This is a genomic window from Mycobacterium sp. E796 (assembly GCF_001672815.1).
Lineage (GTDB): Bacteria > Actinomycetota > Actinomycetes > Mycobacteriales > Mycobacteriaceae > Mycobacterium.
This window is the reverse complement of record NZ_LZKK01000211.1, coordinates 14,747-32,321: the sequence shown is the minus strand read 5'-3', so window position 1 is coordinate 32,321 and position 17,575 is coordinate 14,747. Positions and strand designations below refer to the sequence as shown.

Sequence of the window (17,575 nt, the reverse complement as noted above, 5' to 3'; positions counted from 1 at the left end):
AGGCGCTGTGAACATCGATTTGTTCCTCCTAATCATTGTCGTAATCACGGCACTCGCTTTCGATTTCACCAACGGCTTCCACGACACCGGCAACGCGATGGCAACGTCCATCGCCAGTGGGGCACTGGCGCCCAAGGCCGCTGTCGCGCTGTCGGCGGTGCTGAACCTGGTGGGCGCGTTCATGTCCACCGCCGTCGCGGCCACGATCGCCAAAGGCCTCATCGACGGGCACATCGTGACGCTGGAACTGGTGTTTGCCGGCCTGGTCGGCGGCATCGTCTGGAACCTGCTCACCTGGCTCCTCGGCATCCCCTCGAGCTCGTCGCACGCGCTGATCGGCGGCATCGTCGGCGCGACGCTCGCGGCTGTCGGCTCGCACGGGGTGATCTGGAAGGGCCTGGTGTCCAAGGTGCTGATCCCGGCCGTCGTCGCCGCGATCCTGGCCATCCTGGTCGGGGCGATCGCGACCTGGCTGGTCTACCGCGTCACCCGCGGCCTCGACACCTCGCGCACCGAGGCCGGCTTCCGGTACGGCCAATGGGGGTCGGCGTCGCTGGTCTCCCTGGCGCACGGCACGGGTGACGCTCAGAAGACGATGGGCATCATCTTCCTGGCGCTGATGTCGTACGGCGCGGTCAGCAAGACCGAGTCGTCGCCACCGTTCTGGGTCATCCTCTGTTGCGCCCTGGCGATGGCGGCGGGCACCTACCTGGGGGGCTGGCGGATCATCCGTACCCTGGGCAAGGGACTCGTCGAGATCAAGTCGCCGCAGGGCATGGCCGCCGAATCGTCCTCGGCCGCAGTCATTTTGCTGTCGACCCACTTCGGCTACGCGCTGTCGACGACGCAGGTCTGCACCGGCTCGGTGATGGGCAGCGGGCTGGGTAAGCCCGGCGGCGAGGTGCGCTGGGGCGTGGCCGGCCGGATGGTGACCGCGTGGCTGATCACCCTCCCGCTGGCCGGCTTGGTCGGGGCGATCACCTACTGGACCGTCCACCTCATCGGCGGCTACCCCGGGGCGATCATCGGCTTCGGGCTGCTGGTCGCGGTCTCCGCCGCCATCTACATCCGGTCGCGGCGGGTCAAGGTCGACCACAAGAACGTCAACGCGGAATGGGAAGGCAGCCTCACCGCCGGCCTCGAGGGCGAGGAACATCCGCCGTCCGATAAGGGGTCCAAGGTGGGGTCCGACGATGACACCGTGAGCGCGGGGAACCCCTCATGAGCCACTTCAGCGACTGGTTCAACTACGAGGCCTCCCTGAAGATCCTGGTGTTCAGCATGCTGGCCGGGGCCTTCCTGCCGGGGATGTTCGCCCTCGGGCTGCGGTTCCAGGCGGTCGGAAGCGGACAGGTCAGCCCCGACGGCGGCCCGCCGCACAAGAACCCGGTGCTGCTGGGGGTCGCCTGGTTGATCTACGCGGTGGTACTCGCGGTGATCCTGTTCGCGCTGCTCTACATCTCCCGCGACTTCATCGCGCACCAGCTGGGCCAGCCATTTCTCGGAGCAAAGCCACCTCACAAGTAGCATCGAATCGTCCACACAGCCGAACCCCCGCGCGGAGGGATAGCCAAGTGAACGGATTCCTGAGTTCGATCGTCTCGTGGCTGCGCGCGGGGTACCCGGAGGGCATCCCGCCGACCGACACCTTTCCGGTGCTGGCCCTGCTGACCCGACGGCTGGGCCACGACGAGGCCATCGCGGTGGCGCAGGAGCTGATGGACCGCGGCGATTTCGACGACATCGACATCGGTGTGGCGATCAGCAAGATCACCGACGAGCTGCCGTCAGACGAGGACGTGGAACGGGTGCGCGAGCGGCTGGCCGAACACGGCTGGCCGTTCGACGAGCCCAGCGATGCCGCGGAGGACCCCGCATAGCTCGGCTGCGCGCGCTCCGCGTCGCGTCGGGCTCCGCCGCCCCGTTGTTGCTGCCCGCCCTGGAGCGGGTGCTGGACGGCCGCGATTCGGCGCTGGTCGCGCTGCCGGCCGACGACGACCGGACGTCGGCCGGGCTGCGGGTGGGTGAGCCCATCGACGACGACGTGGCCCTGGTCGCGACAACTTCGGGCACCACCGGCGCACCCAAAGGCGCGCTGCTGACCGCCGCCGCCCTGACCGCCAGCGCCACGGCCACCCACGACCGCCTCGGCGGGCCCGGCGCCTGGCTGCTGGCGTTGCCGCCGTACCACATCGCCGGCGTGCAGGTGCTGGTGCGCAGCGTGCTCGCCGGCTCGACGCCCGTCGAGCTCAACGTCTCCCACGGCTTCGACGTGACCGAATTGCCTTCTGCCGTGCGGCGATTGGGGGCGGGCCGGCGGTATGCGTCGCTGGTGGCCGCCCAGCTGGCCAAGGCCCTCGCCGACCCGGCGGCCGCGGGTGCGCTCGCCGAATTGGACGCGGTGCTGCTCGGCGGGGGGCCGGCGCCGCGGCCGATCCTGGACGCCGCCGCGGCGGCGGGCATCGCGGTGGTGCGCACCTACGGGATGAGCGAGACGTCGGGGGGCTGCGTCTACGACGGCCTCCCGCTGGACGGGGTGGCGCTGCGGGTGTCGCCCGATGGGCGCATCGTCATCGGCGGCGCCACGCTGGCAAAGGGATATCGCAGCCCGGTGGACCCCGACCCGTTCGCCGAACCGGGCTGGTTTCACACCGACGACCTGGGCGCGATCGACGATACCGGGGTGCTGACCGTGCTGGGCCGCGCCGACGACGCGATCAGCACCGGCGGGCTGACCGTGCTGCCGCAGCCGGTCGAGGCCGCGCTGAGCACCCACCCCGCCGTCGGTGACTGCGCGGTCTTCGGCCTGGCCGACGACCGGCTGGGGCAGCGGGTGGTCGCGGCGATCGTGGTGCGCGAGGGTTGCGACGCGCCGACGCTCGAGGAGCTGCGGGTCCACGTGGGCCACTCCCTGGATGCGACCGCCGCGCCCCGCGAGCTGCACGTCGTGGCCGAGCTGCCGCGACGCGGCATCGGCAAGGTGGACCGGGCGGCGCTGGTGCGCCGGTTCTCCGGCAGGGACTAATAGGCTGGGCGACCGTGAGGGTCGCGCGACGGGAGTCAGTTGCCGTCGCGCTCGCGGCCGTGCTGGTGGCGGCGGCGTTCGTGCTGCCGCGCCTGCACTGGGGGGTTCGGCCGCGGCTGGACGTCGCCCAGGAGCGGTTCGGCACGCGCACGGGGGCCACGCCCATCTTCGGGCCGTGGGAGGTCCACGCCAGCTGGGGAACCGGGCCAGCCATCCTGATCGCGGTGGCCGCCGTGGTGTGGGGGCCCCGTGTGGCGCAACGACTTTCGTGGCGAACGCTGACGCTGGGCACGTGGGCCACGGCTTGCGCATGGGCGTTCGCGCTGGCGATGATCGACGGCTGGCAACGCGGCTTCGCCGGGCGGCTGACCACCAGGGACGAGTACCTGTCGCAGGTGCCCAGCATCACCGACATCCCCGCGGCCGTGCGCACGTTCTCCAGCCGCATCGTCGACCATCAGCCGAACTCGTGGGTGACCCACGTATCGGGGCATCCGCCGGGCGCGCTCCTGACGTTCGTCTGGCTGGACCGGATCGGGTTGCACGGCGGCGCCTGGGCCGGGCTGCTGTGCCTGCTGGCCGGATCCAGCGCGGCGGCGGCCGTCGTGGTTGCCGTGCGCGCGCTGGCCGACGAGCAGACCGCACGGCGGGCGGCGCCGTTCGTCGCGGTCGCCCCGACGGCGATCTGGGTCGCGGTCTCGGCCGACGGCTATTTCGCCGGGGTCGCGGCGTGGGGCCTGGCACTGTTGGCCGTGGCGGTGCGACGCCCCGTCCGCTTCCCCGCGCTGGTGGCCGCCGCCGCGGGCCTGCTGCTGGGGTGGAGCGTCTTCCTGAGCTACGGGCTGATGCTGCTGGCGCTGCCGGCGTTGGCAGTGCTGGTCTCGGCGGCCGACTGGCGCGCGGCGCTGCGCGCGGTCGGCCCCGCGGCGCTGGCCGCGCTGGCGGTGGCAGCGTCATTCGCCGTCGCGGGGTTCTATTGGTTCGACGGGTATACCCTTGTGCAGCAACGCTATTGGCAGGGCATTGCCAAGGACCGGCCGTTTCAGTATTGGGTGTGGGCCAACCTGGCCAGTGTGGTGTGCGCGATCGGGTTGGGCAGCGTCGCCGGCATCACTCGGGTGTTCGACCGGTCCGCCATCCGCCGGCGCTCCGGCTTCCACCTGGTGCTGCTGGCGATGCTGGCCGCCATCGCCTGCGCGGACCTTTCCATGCTGAGCAAGGCCGAGGTCGAACGCATCTGGCTGCCGTTCACCGTCTGGCTGACCGCGGCGCCCGCGCTGCTGCCGGTGCGCTCACACCGGTGGTGGCTGGCGGTCAACGCCGTCGGGGCGCTGGTCGTGAACACCTTCATCGTCACCAACTGGTGATTGCGTGTGAACTGACGGCTTTTCAGTGTGTATGCAGGGCGCCGACACGCCGACAAACTTGTGCCAGGATTCACGCGCGAATCCGCGATGTGGTGCCGTCAGGGCGAATGTGCGCTGAGGGTTTTCGTGTGAACTGACGGCTTTGCGTGTGTATGCAGGGCGGGATTCCGGCGATTTTTCCGCCCGGGATTCACACGAAAAGCCTAGGATTCACACGCATTAGAGCCCGGCCGCGCGGGTGACCCGCGCGAAGCGACTGGCGGCCGGGCAAGCGTCGCGGACCGTGGCGACGTCGTCGGCCACGTCGATGTCGGCCAGGCGCTGCACCGATGTCACGTCAATGCCGTTGTCGCGCAACGCTTTCAACGTCAACTCCCCGGTGTCGGGCCGAGACATCGGCACGGCGCGCAGGCATTCGGCCATCGCCGGAGCGCGCACGCCCAGCACCCACCAGCCGCCGTCGTGGGCCAGGCCCAGGACGGCCGGCGCGTCGAGCAGGCGGCGCGCGCAGTCGCCCAGCAGTTCGGCGGTGACCTGGGGGGTGTCCATCCCGATTTGCAGTACCGGGTATCCGTCCGCCGAGTCGGCGTGGGCGTTGGCGAGCCGGTCGGCGAAGTCGTCCCCGCGCTGCGCGATCACGGTGAACGACGCGAGCCGTCGCCGAATCTCGGCCGCGCCCGCGGCCGCTGCGAGATCGCCGGTCAGCGCCACCACCCGCGCCGCGACCGGCGCGGCCGCCACGGCGTCCAACGTGTCGAGCAGCGCGGCGGCGGCAATGTCCGCGGCCACGCGGTCCCCGACCGTCGCCGCGAGGCGCGTCTTGGCCCGGCCCGGCTCGGGCGCCTTGGCGACCACTAGGACGGTCACCGGCAGGACGCTCACGAGATCACCTTCCAGAAGTCCAGGATCGCGGTGATGCTGCCCCGCAGCGAGCCGCTGACCTTTGACTTGCCGCCCGTGCGCTGGCCGTAGCTGACATCGAGTTCGACCACGCGCCAGCCGGCCGCGGCGGCTCGGACGAGCAGTTCCAGCGGGTAACCCGATCGCCGGTCGGCGACGCCGAGGCTCAGCAGTGCGTCGCGCCGGGCGACGCGCATCGGCGCGATGTCGTGCACCGGCAGGCCGTGGCGGGTGCGCAGCCGCCAGCTCATCACCACGGTGCCCACCCGCGCGACCCACGGCCAGTGCAGTCCGGGCACCGGCCGGCGCCGGCCGGTCACCAGGTCGGCGCCGGTGTCGAGCGCGGCGACCAGCCGGGGCAGGTCGCCAGGGTCCATGGAGCCGTCGGCGTCGATGACCGCGACGATCGGGGTGGTCGCGGCCACCACGCCCGCGTGCACCGCCGACCCGTAGCCGGCCCGCGGCTCGGCGACCACCCGGGCGCCGAAACGGGTTGCCACCGCGGCGGTTTGGTCGGTGCTGTTATTGTCGACCACCAGCGCCCGATAACCCGCGGGGATGGCCGCCAGCACCCCCGGCAGCGACTCCTCCTCGTTGAGGCAGGGCAACACCACCGTGACCGCGTCGTCGGGCATGCGCTGGGCCGCGATCAGTGATGGGTGGTGGCCGGCGGCGGCTTCGGTGTCACCGGCTGCTGCGGGGTCACCGGCTGCTGGGTATGCGGAACGGTCTGCTGCGTCTGCGGCGGAATGGTTTGCTGCGTCTGCGGTTTCGTCGGCGGCGGTGCCTGCGTCGTCGGCGGGGGCGCCTGCGTCGTCACCGGTGCCTGCGTGGTGGTCACCGGCGCTTGCGTCGTCGTCACCGGTGCCTGCGTCGTGGTCACCGGTGCCTGCGTCGTCGTCGGCTCGGTGGTCGTCGACGGCGGCTGGGTGGTCGTCGTCGGCGGCGTCGTGGTGGTCGTCGGCGGTGTGGTGGTGGTCGTCGGCGGTGTCGTGGTGGTCGTCGTCGTTGTCACCGTCGTCGTGGTCGGCGTCGTCGTGGGGGGCGTGTACGTCGGCGGCGTGTAGGGCGGGTACGGGTTGTACGGGGGGCGCCAGCCCGGGTACGGGACGATGACCGGGTACGGGATCGGTCCGTCCGGGTTGGGCATCAAACCGGGAACGGGCGCCGGCGCCGGGGCAACCGGGGCCGAGCCTGGGGATGCCAGCTGCGGCGGGATGTAGCCGTTGGCGTCCGGGATGACGCCGCCCTGGAACCCGGCGTTGGGCTGATCGATCGGCGGCGGCGGCACCGGCGCCTGCTGCTGCGTCGGCAACAGCGGCATGAACTTGCCCGGGGCGGCATTCTGGTGGCCGATCACGGGCTGCGTGCTCGCGGTCGGCCGGATGGCGATTGCCACGGCGGCGGCCAGCGTCGCGAATCCCACGACGGCGAAGGCGATGACGGCGTTGCCGAGCACCAGCGATCGTCGGCTCAGCGGCATCCGACTGGTCATTTCCGGATCCGCGGCGTCTTCGGAGAAGTCGCCGTACTCGTCGAACCCGCCGGCGAAGGGGTCGGCGTCCTCGGCCTGCGAGTACGCCAGCTGCGGCTCCTCCCCACCGGAGCCCGCCAGCCCGGACGTCGGGGCGATCCCGGTCGCTTCCCCGGCGACCGCCGTCGCGGGGGCCATCGCCGTCGCGTCCCCGAGCGCCCCGATCGCGGGCGCCATCGCGGTCGCCGCGCCCGCGGTGACCGGCGGCTGGGGCGTCGTGGGCGCCAACCCGGCCGCCAGCGCCGCACCGCGCGCGAACGCGAATTCCGGCCGCTCGAGCACCTCGACCCGCAGCGCCGACCGGGCGCGAATCCGTTCGGCCAGGCTGGTCAGGTTTTCCAGGGTGCCCAGCACGTAGGCGGCGCTCACGGCGAACGGCGCGGAGTGCAGCCAGTCCAGCAGCATGTCCGCCGCCGCGGCGACGGCGTCCACGCCCTGCAGGGCCGCGGTGGCCAGGATCTCCGCCGCACCGGCGGCGCCCAGCGCGAGCAACGTCGCCGCCTCGGCGGTGACCACGAGTGCGACGGCGCCGGGCAGCGTGACACCGCGGAAGACCGTGCGTAGCAGCGCCGCCACCGCGTCGGGCTGCGAAACCACCCCGACGTCGGAAACCCCGGAGTTCGCCAGCGCCTGGCGAAAGGCCTCCGCCTGCGCGGGATCCGGCGAATACAGCCGGGTCGCGACCAGATGGCGGCCCTCGGCGGCCAGCGCCCGCTGCGCGCCGGTCACCGTCTGGATCAACGTTTCGAACGGCTCGACGGGCAGCTCGACCACCAGGTGCTTGATCGCCGCGTAGCCGCCCCCGACGGGCCCGACGAGCGCCAACCGGGCGATGGAACCGGCCACCGCGACGCCGAGCACCGCGTCCATCGCCCCCAGCCGTCGCGAGGTGAGGCCCACCGGGCCCGTTTGGGCGTCGTCGTCCTCGGGCTCGGTCAGCCATTCCATCGGGAGCAGATCGGATTCGCCGGCCATCGAGTACGCCAGGTCGGTTCCCACCTGGCCGGCCGGGGGCACTCCCCCGACCGCGGGCGCCATCGCCGTCGCGTCCCCGGCCGACCCGACCGCGGGCGCCATCGCCGTCGCGTCCCCGGCCGACCCGACCGCGGGCGCCATCGCCGTCGCGTCGCCCGCCGGCCCAGCCGCCATGGCCGCGCCGCGGGCCAGCGCGACGGTGGGGTCCTCGTCGGGCCGCGGCTGCACGCCCGCCCCGGAGAGCGCCTGCGCTTCCGACAGCACGGCGACGTTCTGGACGCCGGAGTCCTCCAACGCCCGCCGCAGCCGGTCGGCCCACTGCAGATCCGACCAGCACAGCCGCGTGGCGAGGAGCCGGTGGTTTTCCTCGGCCAGCAACCGGTTCGTCCCGACGACCGTCTCGGTCAGTTTCTCGATCGGGCGATCGGCAAGGTCTACGACGGACTCGTCGATCAGGCCGGCGCCCGAACCGACGAGGGCCAACCGGGCACGAGGACCGGTGACCGCGACCCCCAGCACGACGTCCATCCCGACTCTCCTTCGGGCCGGCTACCCCACAGCCAGCATGTCCCGGCATCATTACACTGCGATACCGTCGGCGGTAACAGTCATTCGGGCGACGAGGTTTTCGGTGTTCGCCTGTGAGCGCAGCGTAACCGCGTGGCGGCCACCCCGGAAACGCACACGTCCTCACCACTGCCGCGTCGCCCGAACGGAGATTATGTTTCCAAGTGAGCAACGCGGTCGATGCGGCAGGGGGTTCCCCCGCCGCGCCGCCAAAGTTGTGCCGCCAGAAGCCGTCCTCGACACCCGGGGGGAACCGTGAGTCAGAGCAGCGACGACGCCCCTACCGGGCCGATCCGCGGGCGGACGCAGCAGACGCGGCCGGCGCCGCCGGGCGCGCGGCCCCGCCGGCGTTCGGACGTCGCGGCCGATCTGACCGCGGCCGCCATGCTCGTCGTGGCGCTGCTGTTGCCGTGGAACCTGTATTTCGGCATGGGAATCGACGGCAGCAACAAGCCGCTGTTGGCGGTGCTGTTCGCCGTGACGCTGCTGTCGCTGGCATCGATCGTGCTGGCCGGTTCCTGGCGATCGGCAAGTGCGAAGTTCAATCCCGCGCGGGCGGGCCGCCTTCGGCTCGCGCTCAACGTTCCCTATGTGTTGCTGGTCGTCGGCTTCGTCGCGTTCGACGTGTTCGAGACCGTGCGGTTCGGTGGCAGCGTGAACGTGCCCGGCGGAGTCGGGCCGGGGGCGTGGCTGGGCATCGCCGGCTCGCTGCTGAGCGCGCGGCCGGTCGCGGCCGACTCAACTGACAACCCCAGGTCGGCGCGGGTCATCGGCTACGCGTCGATGGTGGGCGCGGCGCTGAGCGTTTGCTTCAACCTGTTCTGGCGGCTGAAATACGCGCTACACGACGCGAGCGGCTCGTCCGGCTTCGGCAAGCAGAACATCGCAGTGATCGCGACGGCGCTGGTGTACGGCGCGGTGGCGCTGCTCGCCGTGGTGGTCGGGTCGAGGTGGCTGCTGCGCAGCACCAGGGCTTCCCGGCTGGCGACCGTGGCCCTCGGGGTTTCGACGCTGGTCGCCGGGATCCTGGTCTGGATCCTTCCGGTCGGCCGCGACATCGACGCGTTCCACGGCATAGCGCAGAACACGTCGACGGCGGGCGTGGGCTTCGAGGGCTACCTGGCGTGGGCGGCGGCCGCGGCCATTTTCGCGCCCGCGGCGTTGTCGGCCCGCCGTGACGCGTCGGCGACGGAGGAGAACGCGTGGCGCGCGGCGGCCCGAAACGGCTTGCTGCTCATCATCGTTTGGTGCCTGGGGTCGATGGTCATGCGCATCACCGACCTGGCCGTCGCCGTGACCCTGAACTACCCGTTCTCGCGCTACGACAGCATGGTGCTGGCGGCCTTCGACCTGGCGACCGCGGTGCTGGCGATCTGGCTGCGCATCAACGTGGGCAACGACGCCGTCTCCCCCAGGCTGATCTCGTCGCTGTGCGGACTCGTTGCGACACTGGGCATTTCCCGCGTCGTGCTGGGCGTCGCGCTGGCGCCGCGGTTCGAGGAGGCGCCCAACGCCCCCGCGCCGAATCCCGTGTACGGCAACAACCTCGCCCAACAGATCACCAGCACCTTCGATGTCGTGCTGTGCGTGCTGGCGCTGTGCATCCTCGCGGCCGCCATCATCACCGGGCAACTCGGCGCGCGGCGCGCGCGACGCCAGCGCCGCCGTCCCGCGCACACGCGTGGCGGCCCGGCCGGCACCCACCCCGGCCCCGGCGCCCCGACGACGCGCATCCCCGTGGGCCACGCGGCCCCGTCGGCCGCGGCGACGACGCGCATTCCGACCGGCGGAGCGGCGCCGCAGCTCGCCGGTTCGCCGCGAATCTTCCGCGGCGACGACTCGGCCACCCGGCAGATCCCCGTCCAGAAGCCGCGGATCTTCCGCCCGCCGTCGAGTTAGAGCGCCTTAACGCAAAGGCGCGAAAGCGAATTCGCGCAAGCCCTCGCGCGGGTCGATGGCCGCGCGGAACCCCAACACCGCGGCGGCCCGGGCCGGGTCGGCGACGATGTGGCGCACGTCGCCGCTGCGGTACTGCCCCGTGACCACCGGGGACACCGAACCGTCCCGCGCCTCGCACAGCGCGGCGGCGACATCGAGGATCGAGATTGGGCGCCCGGAGCAGACGTTGACGGCGGTGAAGCCATCCTGGTCGGCCTCCGCGGCGGCCACGTTCGCGGCGGCGACGTCGTCGACGTGGACGAAATCCCGCGTCTGCCCGCCGTCCTCGAAAACCCTTGGCGGCTCGCCCTTTTCCAGCGACGAGCGGAAGATCGCGGCCACCCCGGAGTAGGGGGTGTCGCGCGGCATGCCCGGCCCGTAGACGTTGTGGTAGCGCAGCGCCACCACCGAGCCGCCCGTCGCCTCCGACCACGCCAGCGCGTAGTGCTCCTGCGCGGTCTTGCTGGCCGCGTACAGGCTGCGCGGGCGCAGCGCGGCGTCCTCGTCGACCAGTCGCCATGTCACGTCGAGCCCGCATGTCGGGCAATGGTTTTCGAAGATCCCGGCGTCTAGGTCGGCGCGCCGGCGCGGCGGCGGGTCGACGAGCCCGTGCTCGGGGCAGGCGTAGTGGCCCTGCCCGTAGACCACCATCGACGAGGCCAACACCAGGCGGCGCACGCCCGCGGCGAACATCCTCGCCAGCAACACAGTGGTGGCGAAATCGTTGTGGCCGCCGTAGGCCGGCGCGTCGGCCGCGTCCACGCCGGCACCGACCATCGCGGCCTGATGACACACCAGGTCCACGCCGTCCAGCAGCGGGGCCAGCGCGTCGCCGTCGCGGACGTCGACGCGTCGGCAGCCCGGCGGCAGCACGGGATTAGGGCCGTGGGCCGCGGGCAGCATCGCGTCGACGCCGATCACGTCGTGGCCGGCCGCCCGCAGCGCCGCGTCCACCCGCGACCCGATGAATCCGGCCGCCCCGGTCAGCAGCACCCTCACGGCAACTCCACCGGCAGGGTCACGCCGGTGTGCGGCTGGCAGTGCGTGCAGTCGCGCTCGGCGGCGACCCGGCCGATCGCGGCGCGCACCAGCTCCTTGAACGGCCCGATGTTCTTCTCGAACTGGGCGAACACCTCGACGGCCTTCACGCCCTCACCGGCCCGGACGCCGGCATCCAGGTCGGTCACCAACGCGATTGCCGCATAACATATTTCGAGTTCGCGGGCCAGCACCGCCTCCGGATAGCCGGTCATGTTGACCAGGCTGAACCCGGCCGAGGCGAACCAGCGGCTCTCCGCCCGGGTGGAAAACCGCGGCCCCTGGATCACCACCATGGTGCCGCCGTCGACGACGTCGGGCAGGCCCGTGGCCGCGGCCCGCAGCGTCGGGCAGTAGGGGTCGGCGAAGTCGACGTGGACGGCGCCGGAGTCGAAGTAGGTGTCGGGGCGGCCGGTGGTGCGGTCCACCAGCTGGTCGGGCACCACCACCGCGCCCGGGCCGTTGTCGGCGTTCAGGCTGCCGACCGCGCAGGGGCCGAAGACCCGCCGCACGCCGAGCTTGCGCAGCGCCCACATGTTGGCCCGATACGGCACGGTGTGCGCCGAGAACTGGTGGGTCGCACCGTGCCGGGGCAGGAAGGCGACCTCGTGGTCGCCGACGGCGCCCACCGTGACCGGGGCGCTGGGCGGGCCGTAGGGGGTGTCGACGTCGATGTCGCGGGTGTCGGACTCGAAGAACGTGTAGAAGCCGCTGCCGCCGATGACTCCGAGCATCCGCCCATTGTGGTGCATGAGGCAGGATGGCTTGGTGGCCAGTCTCGCGCAGTGGGTCTCGGGTGCCCGGCCCCGCACGCTGCCCAACGCGGTGGCGCCGGTGGTGGCGGGCACGGGCGCCGCGGCGTGGCTGGGATCCGCGGTGTGGTGGAAGGCGCTGCTGGCGCTGGCCGTCGCGCTGGCGCTGATCGTCGGCGTGAACTACGCCAACGACTACTCCGACGGCATCCGCGGCACCGACGACGAGCGCGCCGGCCCGGTCCGGCTGGTGGGCTCGCGGCTGGCCGCTCCGCGCGCGGTGCTGACCGCGGCGGTGACGAGCCTGTCGCTGGGCGCGGTCGCCGGGCTGGTGCTGGCGCTGCTGAGCGCGCCGTGGCTGATCGCGGTCGGCGCGGCCTGCATCGCCGGCGCGTGGCTGTACACCGGCGGCTCAAAGCCGTACGGCTACGCGGGGTTTGGCGAGGTCGCGGTGTTCGTGTTCTTCGGCCTGGTCGCCGTGCTGGGCACCGAGTACACCCAGGCGTTGCGGGTGGACTGGGTCGGGGCGGTGCTGGCGGTGTCGATCGGGGCGATGTCGTCGTCGGTGCTGGTGGCCAACAACCTGCGCGACATCCCCACCGACGCACAGTCCGGCAAGATCACCCTGGCGGTGCGCCTGGGCGACGCTCGCACCCGGATCCTCTACCAAGCGCTGATGGCGACCGCGGGGGTCGCAACGCTGGTGCTCATGGCGGCGACGCCGTGGTGCGCCGTGGGATTGGTCGCCACGCCGCTGGCCCTGCGCGCGCTCGCCCCGGTGCGCTCCGGCCGCGGCGGGCGCGAACTGATTCCGGTGTTGCGGGACACCGGGCTGGCGATGGTGGTGTGGGCGATCGCGGTGGCGACGGCGTTGGCCCTCGCGCACTGAGTGTGCTTTCAGGGTTTTACGTGTGAGCCGACGGCGGGATCCGGGCGATTCTTTCGCCCTGGATGCACGCGCGACGCCGTCGATGCACACGCAAACGGGGGAAGGCTATGCGTCCGGCGCGTCCGGCTCCGGCCGCGGCGCCTGCTCGCCACGCAGGCGGGCCTGCAGCTGTTCGCGTTCGCGGCGCCGGCGTTCGCCGGCTATCGCGAGCGACGCGGTAGCGCGACGGCGCAGCGGGCCGAACACCCAGATGCCCAAGGGCATCGCGATGATCAGAGCGAACAACACCGCGACCACGACGGGGAACTGGGCGATCCCCAGCAATCGCGCGAGCCCGTAGATCGCGCCGCTCAGCGCGGCGACCAGCACCAGCCGCGCCGCCGCGTAGAGCAAAACGTCGACGACTACCCGATTGCGCGGGCGCTCGTCGGTGCTGCTGTCGCTGGGCCGTTCTGACACACCCCGAGCCTACGGCCCGCGTATATTCGCTCGGAGGAGGTGTTGAGTGCTCTACCTGCTACTCGTTCTGATCCTGGGGACGCTGATCTACGTTGGCTGGCGCGCGGCGCGGTCACAGGTCCGGCCGAAGACCCGCGTCATCGGGCCCGACGACGATCCTGACTTCTTGCGGCGGTTAGGCCACGGGGATAACCCCCGCTAGTCCCTCCTAAACCAGACCCGGGTTGCGCTGGTCACCGGGGAACCCGTCGGCCACGACGGCCGCCAGCTCGGTGAGCGCTTCGCGGGTGCTGCGCCGCAGCCGGTCCAGGTCGATCTCGGCGCCCTCCTCGAGGTGCGGGTCGAACGGGATCAGCCGCACCGCGCGGCAGCGGCGCGAGAAGTGGTCGACCACCTTGTTCATGTCGACCTTGCCGGTGCGCGGCCGCACGGCATTGATGACCGCGATCGAATTGCGGACCAGCTCCTCGTGCCCGTGGGCGTCCAGCCAGTCCAGCGTCGCCGAGGCGCTGCGCGCGCCGTCGATGGACCCCGACGCGACGACCAGCAACACGTCGGCCTTCTCCAACACCGACGACATCACCGAGTGCAGCAGCCCGGGCCCGCAGTCGGTGAGCACCAGGCCGTAGAACCGCTCCAGGATCTCCAGCACGCGGCTGTAGTCCTCGGCGCCGAACGCGTCGGAGATCGCCGGGTCGGTTTCCGACGCCAGCACCTCCAGGCCGCTCGGGCCCTTCGAGGTGTACCGGCGGACGTCGCTGTAGCGCTCGATGGCTCCGGCGTCGTGCAGCAGTTGGCGCACCGTCGCCGCCGTCTCCAGCGGGATCTTCTGGCTCAGCGTGCCCCGGTCGGGGTTGGCGTCGACGGCCACCACGCGGTCGCCGCGGATGGTCGCGAACGTCGACCCCAGCGTCGCGGTGATCGTGGTCTTGCCGACGCCGCCCTTCAGCGACAGCAGCGCGATCCGGTAGCAACCCCGCAGGGGCCGGTTGACCTGCGCCACCAGGTTGTTGTGGCGCTGGGCCCGCGGGCTCTCGCCCAGGTTGATCAGGTGACCGGACAGGTCGTAGATCACCCGCCGCCAACCCTCGGATGGCGGCGGTTTGACCGGCCGCAAGAGCATGCCGGTGGACAGCTCGGGATACGGCGTGTGTGGCAGGTGCTCGGGCCGGTACGGGGGCGCCTGCGCCTCGGCCGGTGGCGCCTCAGATGGCGCGTTGTAATAGGCCCCGAACGCGGTCGGGTCGACGCGCGGGATTCCGGTCACCGGTGTGGGATCCCAGGGCGGCATCCCGCCGGGCGCCGGGCCGGGCGCCGTGGGGGCCGCAGCTTGCCGCCGCTCGGGTCCGGGGACCCGCCGCTCGGTGCGGAACCCGGCGAAGGCGCGGGTGGGGGCCTCGTCGCCCGGGCCGGCCTGCTGGGGCGGGGCGTCGGGGGGCGGCTGCGTGGTCGGCGGCTCGGGCGCACCGACGCCGGTGGTTGGATGGTCGGACACGTGCACTCCCCCTGTTGTGTGTTACTCGGGTCGGTTGCTGACTGTCATCCCACGCCCGCATACGAATGCAGGCCCACGGTCACCAGGTTAACGAAGAACAAATTGAAGATCATGGCGACGAAACCCGCGACGTTGATCCAGGCCGCCTTCCTGTCCCGCCATCCCGCCGTCGACCGGGCGTGCAGATAGGCCGCGTATACCACCCACGCGACGAACGAAACCGTCTCCTTGGGGTCCCAGCCCCAATACCTGCCCCAGGCCTCTTCCGCCCAGATGGCGCCGAAGATGACCCCGAAACCGAACACCGGGAACGCGAAGATCGTGGTGCGGTAGGCGACGCGGTCCAGGGTCTGCGCGTCGGGGAGCCGCCGAACCATGCGGGCCAACGCGCCGTCTGCCTCCGGATCCCCTAGCCGCGACGTGCGCAGCAGGAACAGGATGCTGGCGATGCCCGCGACCATGAACACCCCGGAACCCAGGCTGACCACCGACACGTGGATCGGCAACCAGTAGGACTGCAGCGCGGGCATCACCGGCGCGGCGTTGGTGTAGAGCCAGCGCCCGGAAACGGTCAGCAGGATCAGGATCGGCAGCAGCAGGAAGACCCACAGCGGGCGGTACTGCGGGCGGCGCAACACGATCGCCCCGGCGACCAGGCCACAGAAGCACGTCAGGTTGATGAACTCGTACATGTTGCCCCACGGCACCCGCACGGTGGCCAGGCCGCGCAGCACGATGCAGGCCAGCAGCAGCCCGATGCCGAGGTAGACCACGGCCAACCCGGCCCGCCCGACGCGTTCGTCGAACGGCCGCGCGTCGGCGTCCTCCACGATGCCGGGGACCGAGCTGTCGGCCGCGACCGAGCCGGCCAGTACCGCCGCGCGCTGGTCGGCGCGCCGGGCGCCGACGTAGGCCAGCTCCACGGCCAGCAGCAGCAGCGCGACGACCAGGGCCACGATCGCCGAGGTGAACGCCCAGTCGGAGTAGCGCGCCAGCGTGACGTTGACGTGCAGCGTGTTCATTTGACGTCCACCTGAGAACTCCTTCTGGACGCGGCGGTGTCGGGCTCGCCCAGCCCGTGCAACAACCGCTCGGTCAACCGCTCGAACTCGTCGCCCCACCCGGAGTTGTCGGTGCGCGCCAGCCCGCCCAGTTCGACGTTCACCGTACCGGCCGCCGGGCTGAGCCTGACCCACACCCTGCGGCGGCGCACCAGCAGCGACACCACCAGCCCGCCCATCATCGTGACCGCGAAGACGAGCACCCAGGCCTGGCCGGGGTCGTGGGAGACCTGCAGGTTGACGAACGGCACGGCGCCGTCGAAGCGGACGACGGTGCCGGCGGCCGGGCCCGCGTCAAGCCGAACCTCCTGACCGGCGCGCAGGTTGACCCGCTTCTCCTTGGTCAGCCGCCCCTGCTCGATCAGCCGGGGATCCAGCGTGAACAACGATTGCGGCCGCCCGGTGTCCAGGCCGGTGTCGCCGCGGTAGATGTCGACGGCGACGGCCGGGGCGTTCAGCGCCGGGAACCGCGACGACAGCAGGGTGCCCTCGAGCTGCTCGGTCGGCGCCAGCAGGCCCTGGATGGCGATCTCGTGCTGGCGGCGCTCGGCCGCGTTGGGATAGCTGCCGGCGGGCGGGTCGATGCGCGCCACCCCCGACGACAGCAAGGTCTGCGGGTTGTCGGGTCGCCATTGCACGGTCGACGTGCGCGACCGCCCGTCCGGGAAGGTCACGGTGAAGGTGGGCGCGTAGCCGTGGCCCTGCAGGTACACGCGGTCGCCGCCGACGCGCAGCGGGTGGTTGACCTCCAGCAGGTAGTGCCGCCAGCTGTTGGCGGCCAGGTCGCTGCCGTTCTGGTAGTCGATGTCCGCCGCGAACGAGGTGGCCTGCCCCGACGGCAGGTAGTGCGCCTGAAAGTCGTTGACCCGGATGCAGATTGGGTGCAGCGATGTGCCGTCGACGGTGTTGCCGGCGCGGAACGAATCGAACGCCGCCGGGGAGGCCGAGCAGAAGCCGGGGCCGCCGTCGGCGATGACGATGACGTTGCCCTCGTAGCCGAACAGCTTGCCGACGGCCACGGCGACCAGCAGGCCCAGCAACGAGAAGTGAAAGACGATGTTGCCGAACTCGCGCAGGTAGCCCTTCTCCGCCGAGACCTCGACGACCTCGCTCTCATGCCGGATCGCCGTGCGCCAGCCGCGCAGTCGGCCGCCGATCGTGTTCGCCAGGGCGTTGAGATCCGCCGCGTCGCCGGCGATTTCGGCGCTGGCGTGCTTGGGCAGCCGGGCCAGGTTTCGCGGGGCGGCCACCGGGGTGGCGCGCAGGCTGCGGGCGTGCTCGATCATCCGTGGGGTCAGGCAACCGACGAGGGACACGAACAGCAGCACGTAGATGGCGGTGAACCAAAAGCTGGAGAACACGTCGAAGGCCTGCAGCCGGTTCAGCCAGGGCCCGATTACGCGGTGGGTGGCCAGGTACTCGTCGACCTTGCCGGCGTTGAGACTGCGCTGCGGCAGCAGCGCGCCGGGTATCGCGCCCAGCGCGAGCAGGAACAGCAGCACCAGCGCGGTGCCCATCGAGGTCAGCGCGCGCCAGGTGTTGCGGGCCGTGGCGCGAAGGGTCGCGAGCAGACGC

At 71.7% G+C, this 17,575-nt stretch carries 17 protein-coding genes; 8 read left to right on the top strand and 9 right to left on the bottom strand.

The genetic code is table 11. The annotated features are described in order from the left end of the window. The first annotated feature begins 7 nt into the window (after positions 1-7). The 5 genes from A5706_RS15590 to A5706_RS15570 all read left to right on the top strand — a co-directional run bounded on the left by A5706_RS15590 (position 8) and on the right by A5706_RS15570 (position 4,392). On the top strand, positions 8-1,225 hold the full coding sequence (locus A5706_RS15590) for an inorganic phosphate transporter (RefSeq protein WP_068132150.1): 1,218 nt from the start codon (positions 8-10) through the stop codon (positions 1,223-1,225). Continuing rightward, entirely contained in the window at positions 1,222-1,527 is a 306-nt protein-coding gene (locus tag A5706_RS15585) for a hypothetical protein (protein WP_068132148.1), read from the top strand. Before A5706_RS15590 ends, A5706_RS15585 begins: the two co-directional genes overlap by 4 nt. A 47-nt stretch (positions 1,528-1,574) precedes the next feature. Next, on the top strand, positions 1,575-1,880 hold the full coding sequence (locus A5706_RS15580; protein WP_068132146.1) for a DUF3349 domain-containing protein: 306 nt from the start codon (positions 1,575-1,577) through the stop codon (positions 1,878-1,880). 68 nt (positions 1,881-1,948) lie between these two features. Beyond that, the gene (gene menE, locus A5706_RS15575; RefSeq protein ID WP_231985313.1) at positions 1,949-3,025 is read left to right on the top strand and encodes an o-succinylbenzoate--CoA ligase; all 1,077 of its coding nucleotides are present in this window, start codon (positions 1,949-1,951) and stop codon (positions 3,023-3,025) included. 14 nt (positions 3,026-3,039) lie between these two features. Further along, complete coding sequence (locus A5706_RS15570) at positions 3,040-4,392, top strand: hypothetical protein (protein ID WP_068132142.1); 1,353 nt, start codon at positions 3,040-3,042, stop codon at positions 4,390-4,392. Positions 4,393-4,611: 219 nt separating this feature from the next. On the opposite strand, the gene A5706_RS15565 is transcribed toward A5706_RS15570, so the two are convergent. From A5706_RS15565 to A5706_RS33675, 3 genes are read right to left on the bottom strand one after another with little or no spacing between them, the layout of a single operon-like run. Beyond that, positions 4,612-5,274 carry a DUF2064 domain-containing protein gene (locus A5706_RS15565; RefSeq protein WP_068132140.1) on the bottom strand — a complete coding sequence of 221 codons (663 nt, stop codon included), beginning with the start codon at positions 5,272-5,274 and terminating at the stop codon, positions 4,612-4,614. Next, positions 5,271-5,927 carry a glycosyltransferase family 2 protein gene (locus A5706_RS15560; RefSeq protein WP_068132138.1) on the bottom strand — a complete coding sequence of 219 codons (657 nt, stop codon included), beginning with the start codon at positions 5,925-5,927 and terminating at the stop codon, positions 5,271-5,273. The genes A5706_RS15565 and A5706_RS15560 overlap by 4 nt, the downstream gene beginning before the upstream one ends. Before the next feature lie 14 nt (positions 5,928-5,941). After that, on the bottom strand, positions 5,942-8,329 hold the full coding sequence (locus A5706_RS33675) for a hypothetical protein (RefSeq protein WP_369831875.1): 2,388 nt from the start codon (positions 8,327-8,329) through the stop codon (positions 5,942-5,944). A 294-nt stretch (positions 8,330-8,623) separates the two neighbouring features. On the opposite strand from A5706_RS33675, the gene A5706_RS15550 reads away from it, so the two are divergent. Beyond that, positions 8,624-10,267: a hypothetical protein gene (locus A5706_RS15550; RefSeq protein WP_068132136.1), complete on the top strand. Its 1,644-nt coding sequence runs from the start codon at positions 8,624-8,626 to the stop codon at positions 10,265-10,267. 6 nt (positions 10,268-10,273) lie between these two features. On the opposite strand, the gene A5706_RS15545 is transcribed toward A5706_RS15550, so the two are convergent. After that, positions 10,274-11,305 carry an NAD(P)-dependent oxidoreductase gene (locus tag A5706_RS15545; RefSeq protein ID WP_068132135.1) on the bottom strand — a complete coding sequence of 344 codons (1,032 nt, stop codon included), beginning with the start codon at positions 11,303-11,305 and terminating at the stop codon, positions 10,274-10,276. After that, positions 11,302-12,078 carry an S-methyl-5'-thioadenosine phosphorylase gene (locus A5706_RS15540; protein ID WP_068132190.1) on the bottom strand — a complete coding sequence of 259 codons (777 nt, stop codon included), beginning with the start codon at positions 12,076-12,078 and terminating at the stop codon, positions 11,302-11,304. The genes A5706_RS15545 and A5706_RS15540 overlap by 4 nt, the downstream gene beginning before the upstream one ends. Before the next feature lie 34 nt (positions 12,079-12,112). On the opposite strand from A5706_RS15540, the gene A5706_RS15535 reads away from it, so the two are divergent. Further along, positions 12,113-12,985: a 1,4-dihydroxy-2-naphthoate polyprenyltransferase gene (locus A5706_RS15535; protein WP_068132192.1), complete on the top strand. Its 873-nt coding sequence runs from the start codon at positions 12,113-12,115 to the stop codon at positions 12,983-12,985. Positions 12,986-13,090: 105 nt separating this feature from the next. On the opposite strand, the gene A5706_RS15530 is transcribed toward A5706_RS15535, so the two are convergent. Next, on the bottom strand, positions 13,091-13,444 hold the full coding sequence (locus tag A5706_RS15530; protein WP_068132132.1) for a DUF4229 domain-containing protein: 354 nt from the start codon (positions 13,442-13,444) through the stop codon (positions 13,091-13,093). A 46-nt stretch (positions 13,445-13,490) separates the two neighbouring features. Between A5706_RS15530 and A5706_RS33055 the strand changes: the two genes are divergently transcribed. Then, entirely contained in the window at positions 13,491-13,646 is a 156-nt protein-coding gene (locus tag A5706_RS33055) for a hypothetical protein (RefSeq protein WP_156767144.1), read from the top strand. Positions 13,647-13,652: 6 nt separating this feature from the next. Here the strand turns inward: A5706_RS33055 and A5706_RS15525 are convergent, their stop codons facing one another. Genes A5706_RS15525 through A5706_RS15515 form a run of 3 tightly spaced genes read right to left on the bottom strand, consistent with a single transcriptional unit; the run spans position 13,653 to position 17,517 of the window. Beyond that, positions 13,653-14,939: a MinD/ParA family protein gene (locus tag A5706_RS15525; protein ID WP_068132188.1), complete on the bottom strand. Its 1,287-nt coding sequence runs from the start codon at positions 14,937-14,939 to the stop codon at positions 13,653-13,655. Positions 14,940-14,983: 44 nt separating this feature from the next. Continuing rightward, positions 14,984-15,961, bottom strand: coding sequence for a c-type cytochrome biogenesis protein CcsB (gene ccsB, locus A5706_RS15520; RefSeq protein ID WP_068132130.1), 978 nt, complete (start codon positions 15,959-15,961; stop codon positions 14,984-14,986). Next, entirely contained in the window at positions 15,958-17,517 is a 1,560-nt protein-coding gene (locus A5706_RS15515) for a cytochrome c biogenesis protein ResB (RefSeq protein WP_068132186.1), read from the bottom strand. The genes ccsB and A5706_RS15515 overlap by 4 nt, the downstream gene beginning before the upstream one ends. Positions 17,518-17,575: the final 58 nt, after the last annotated feature.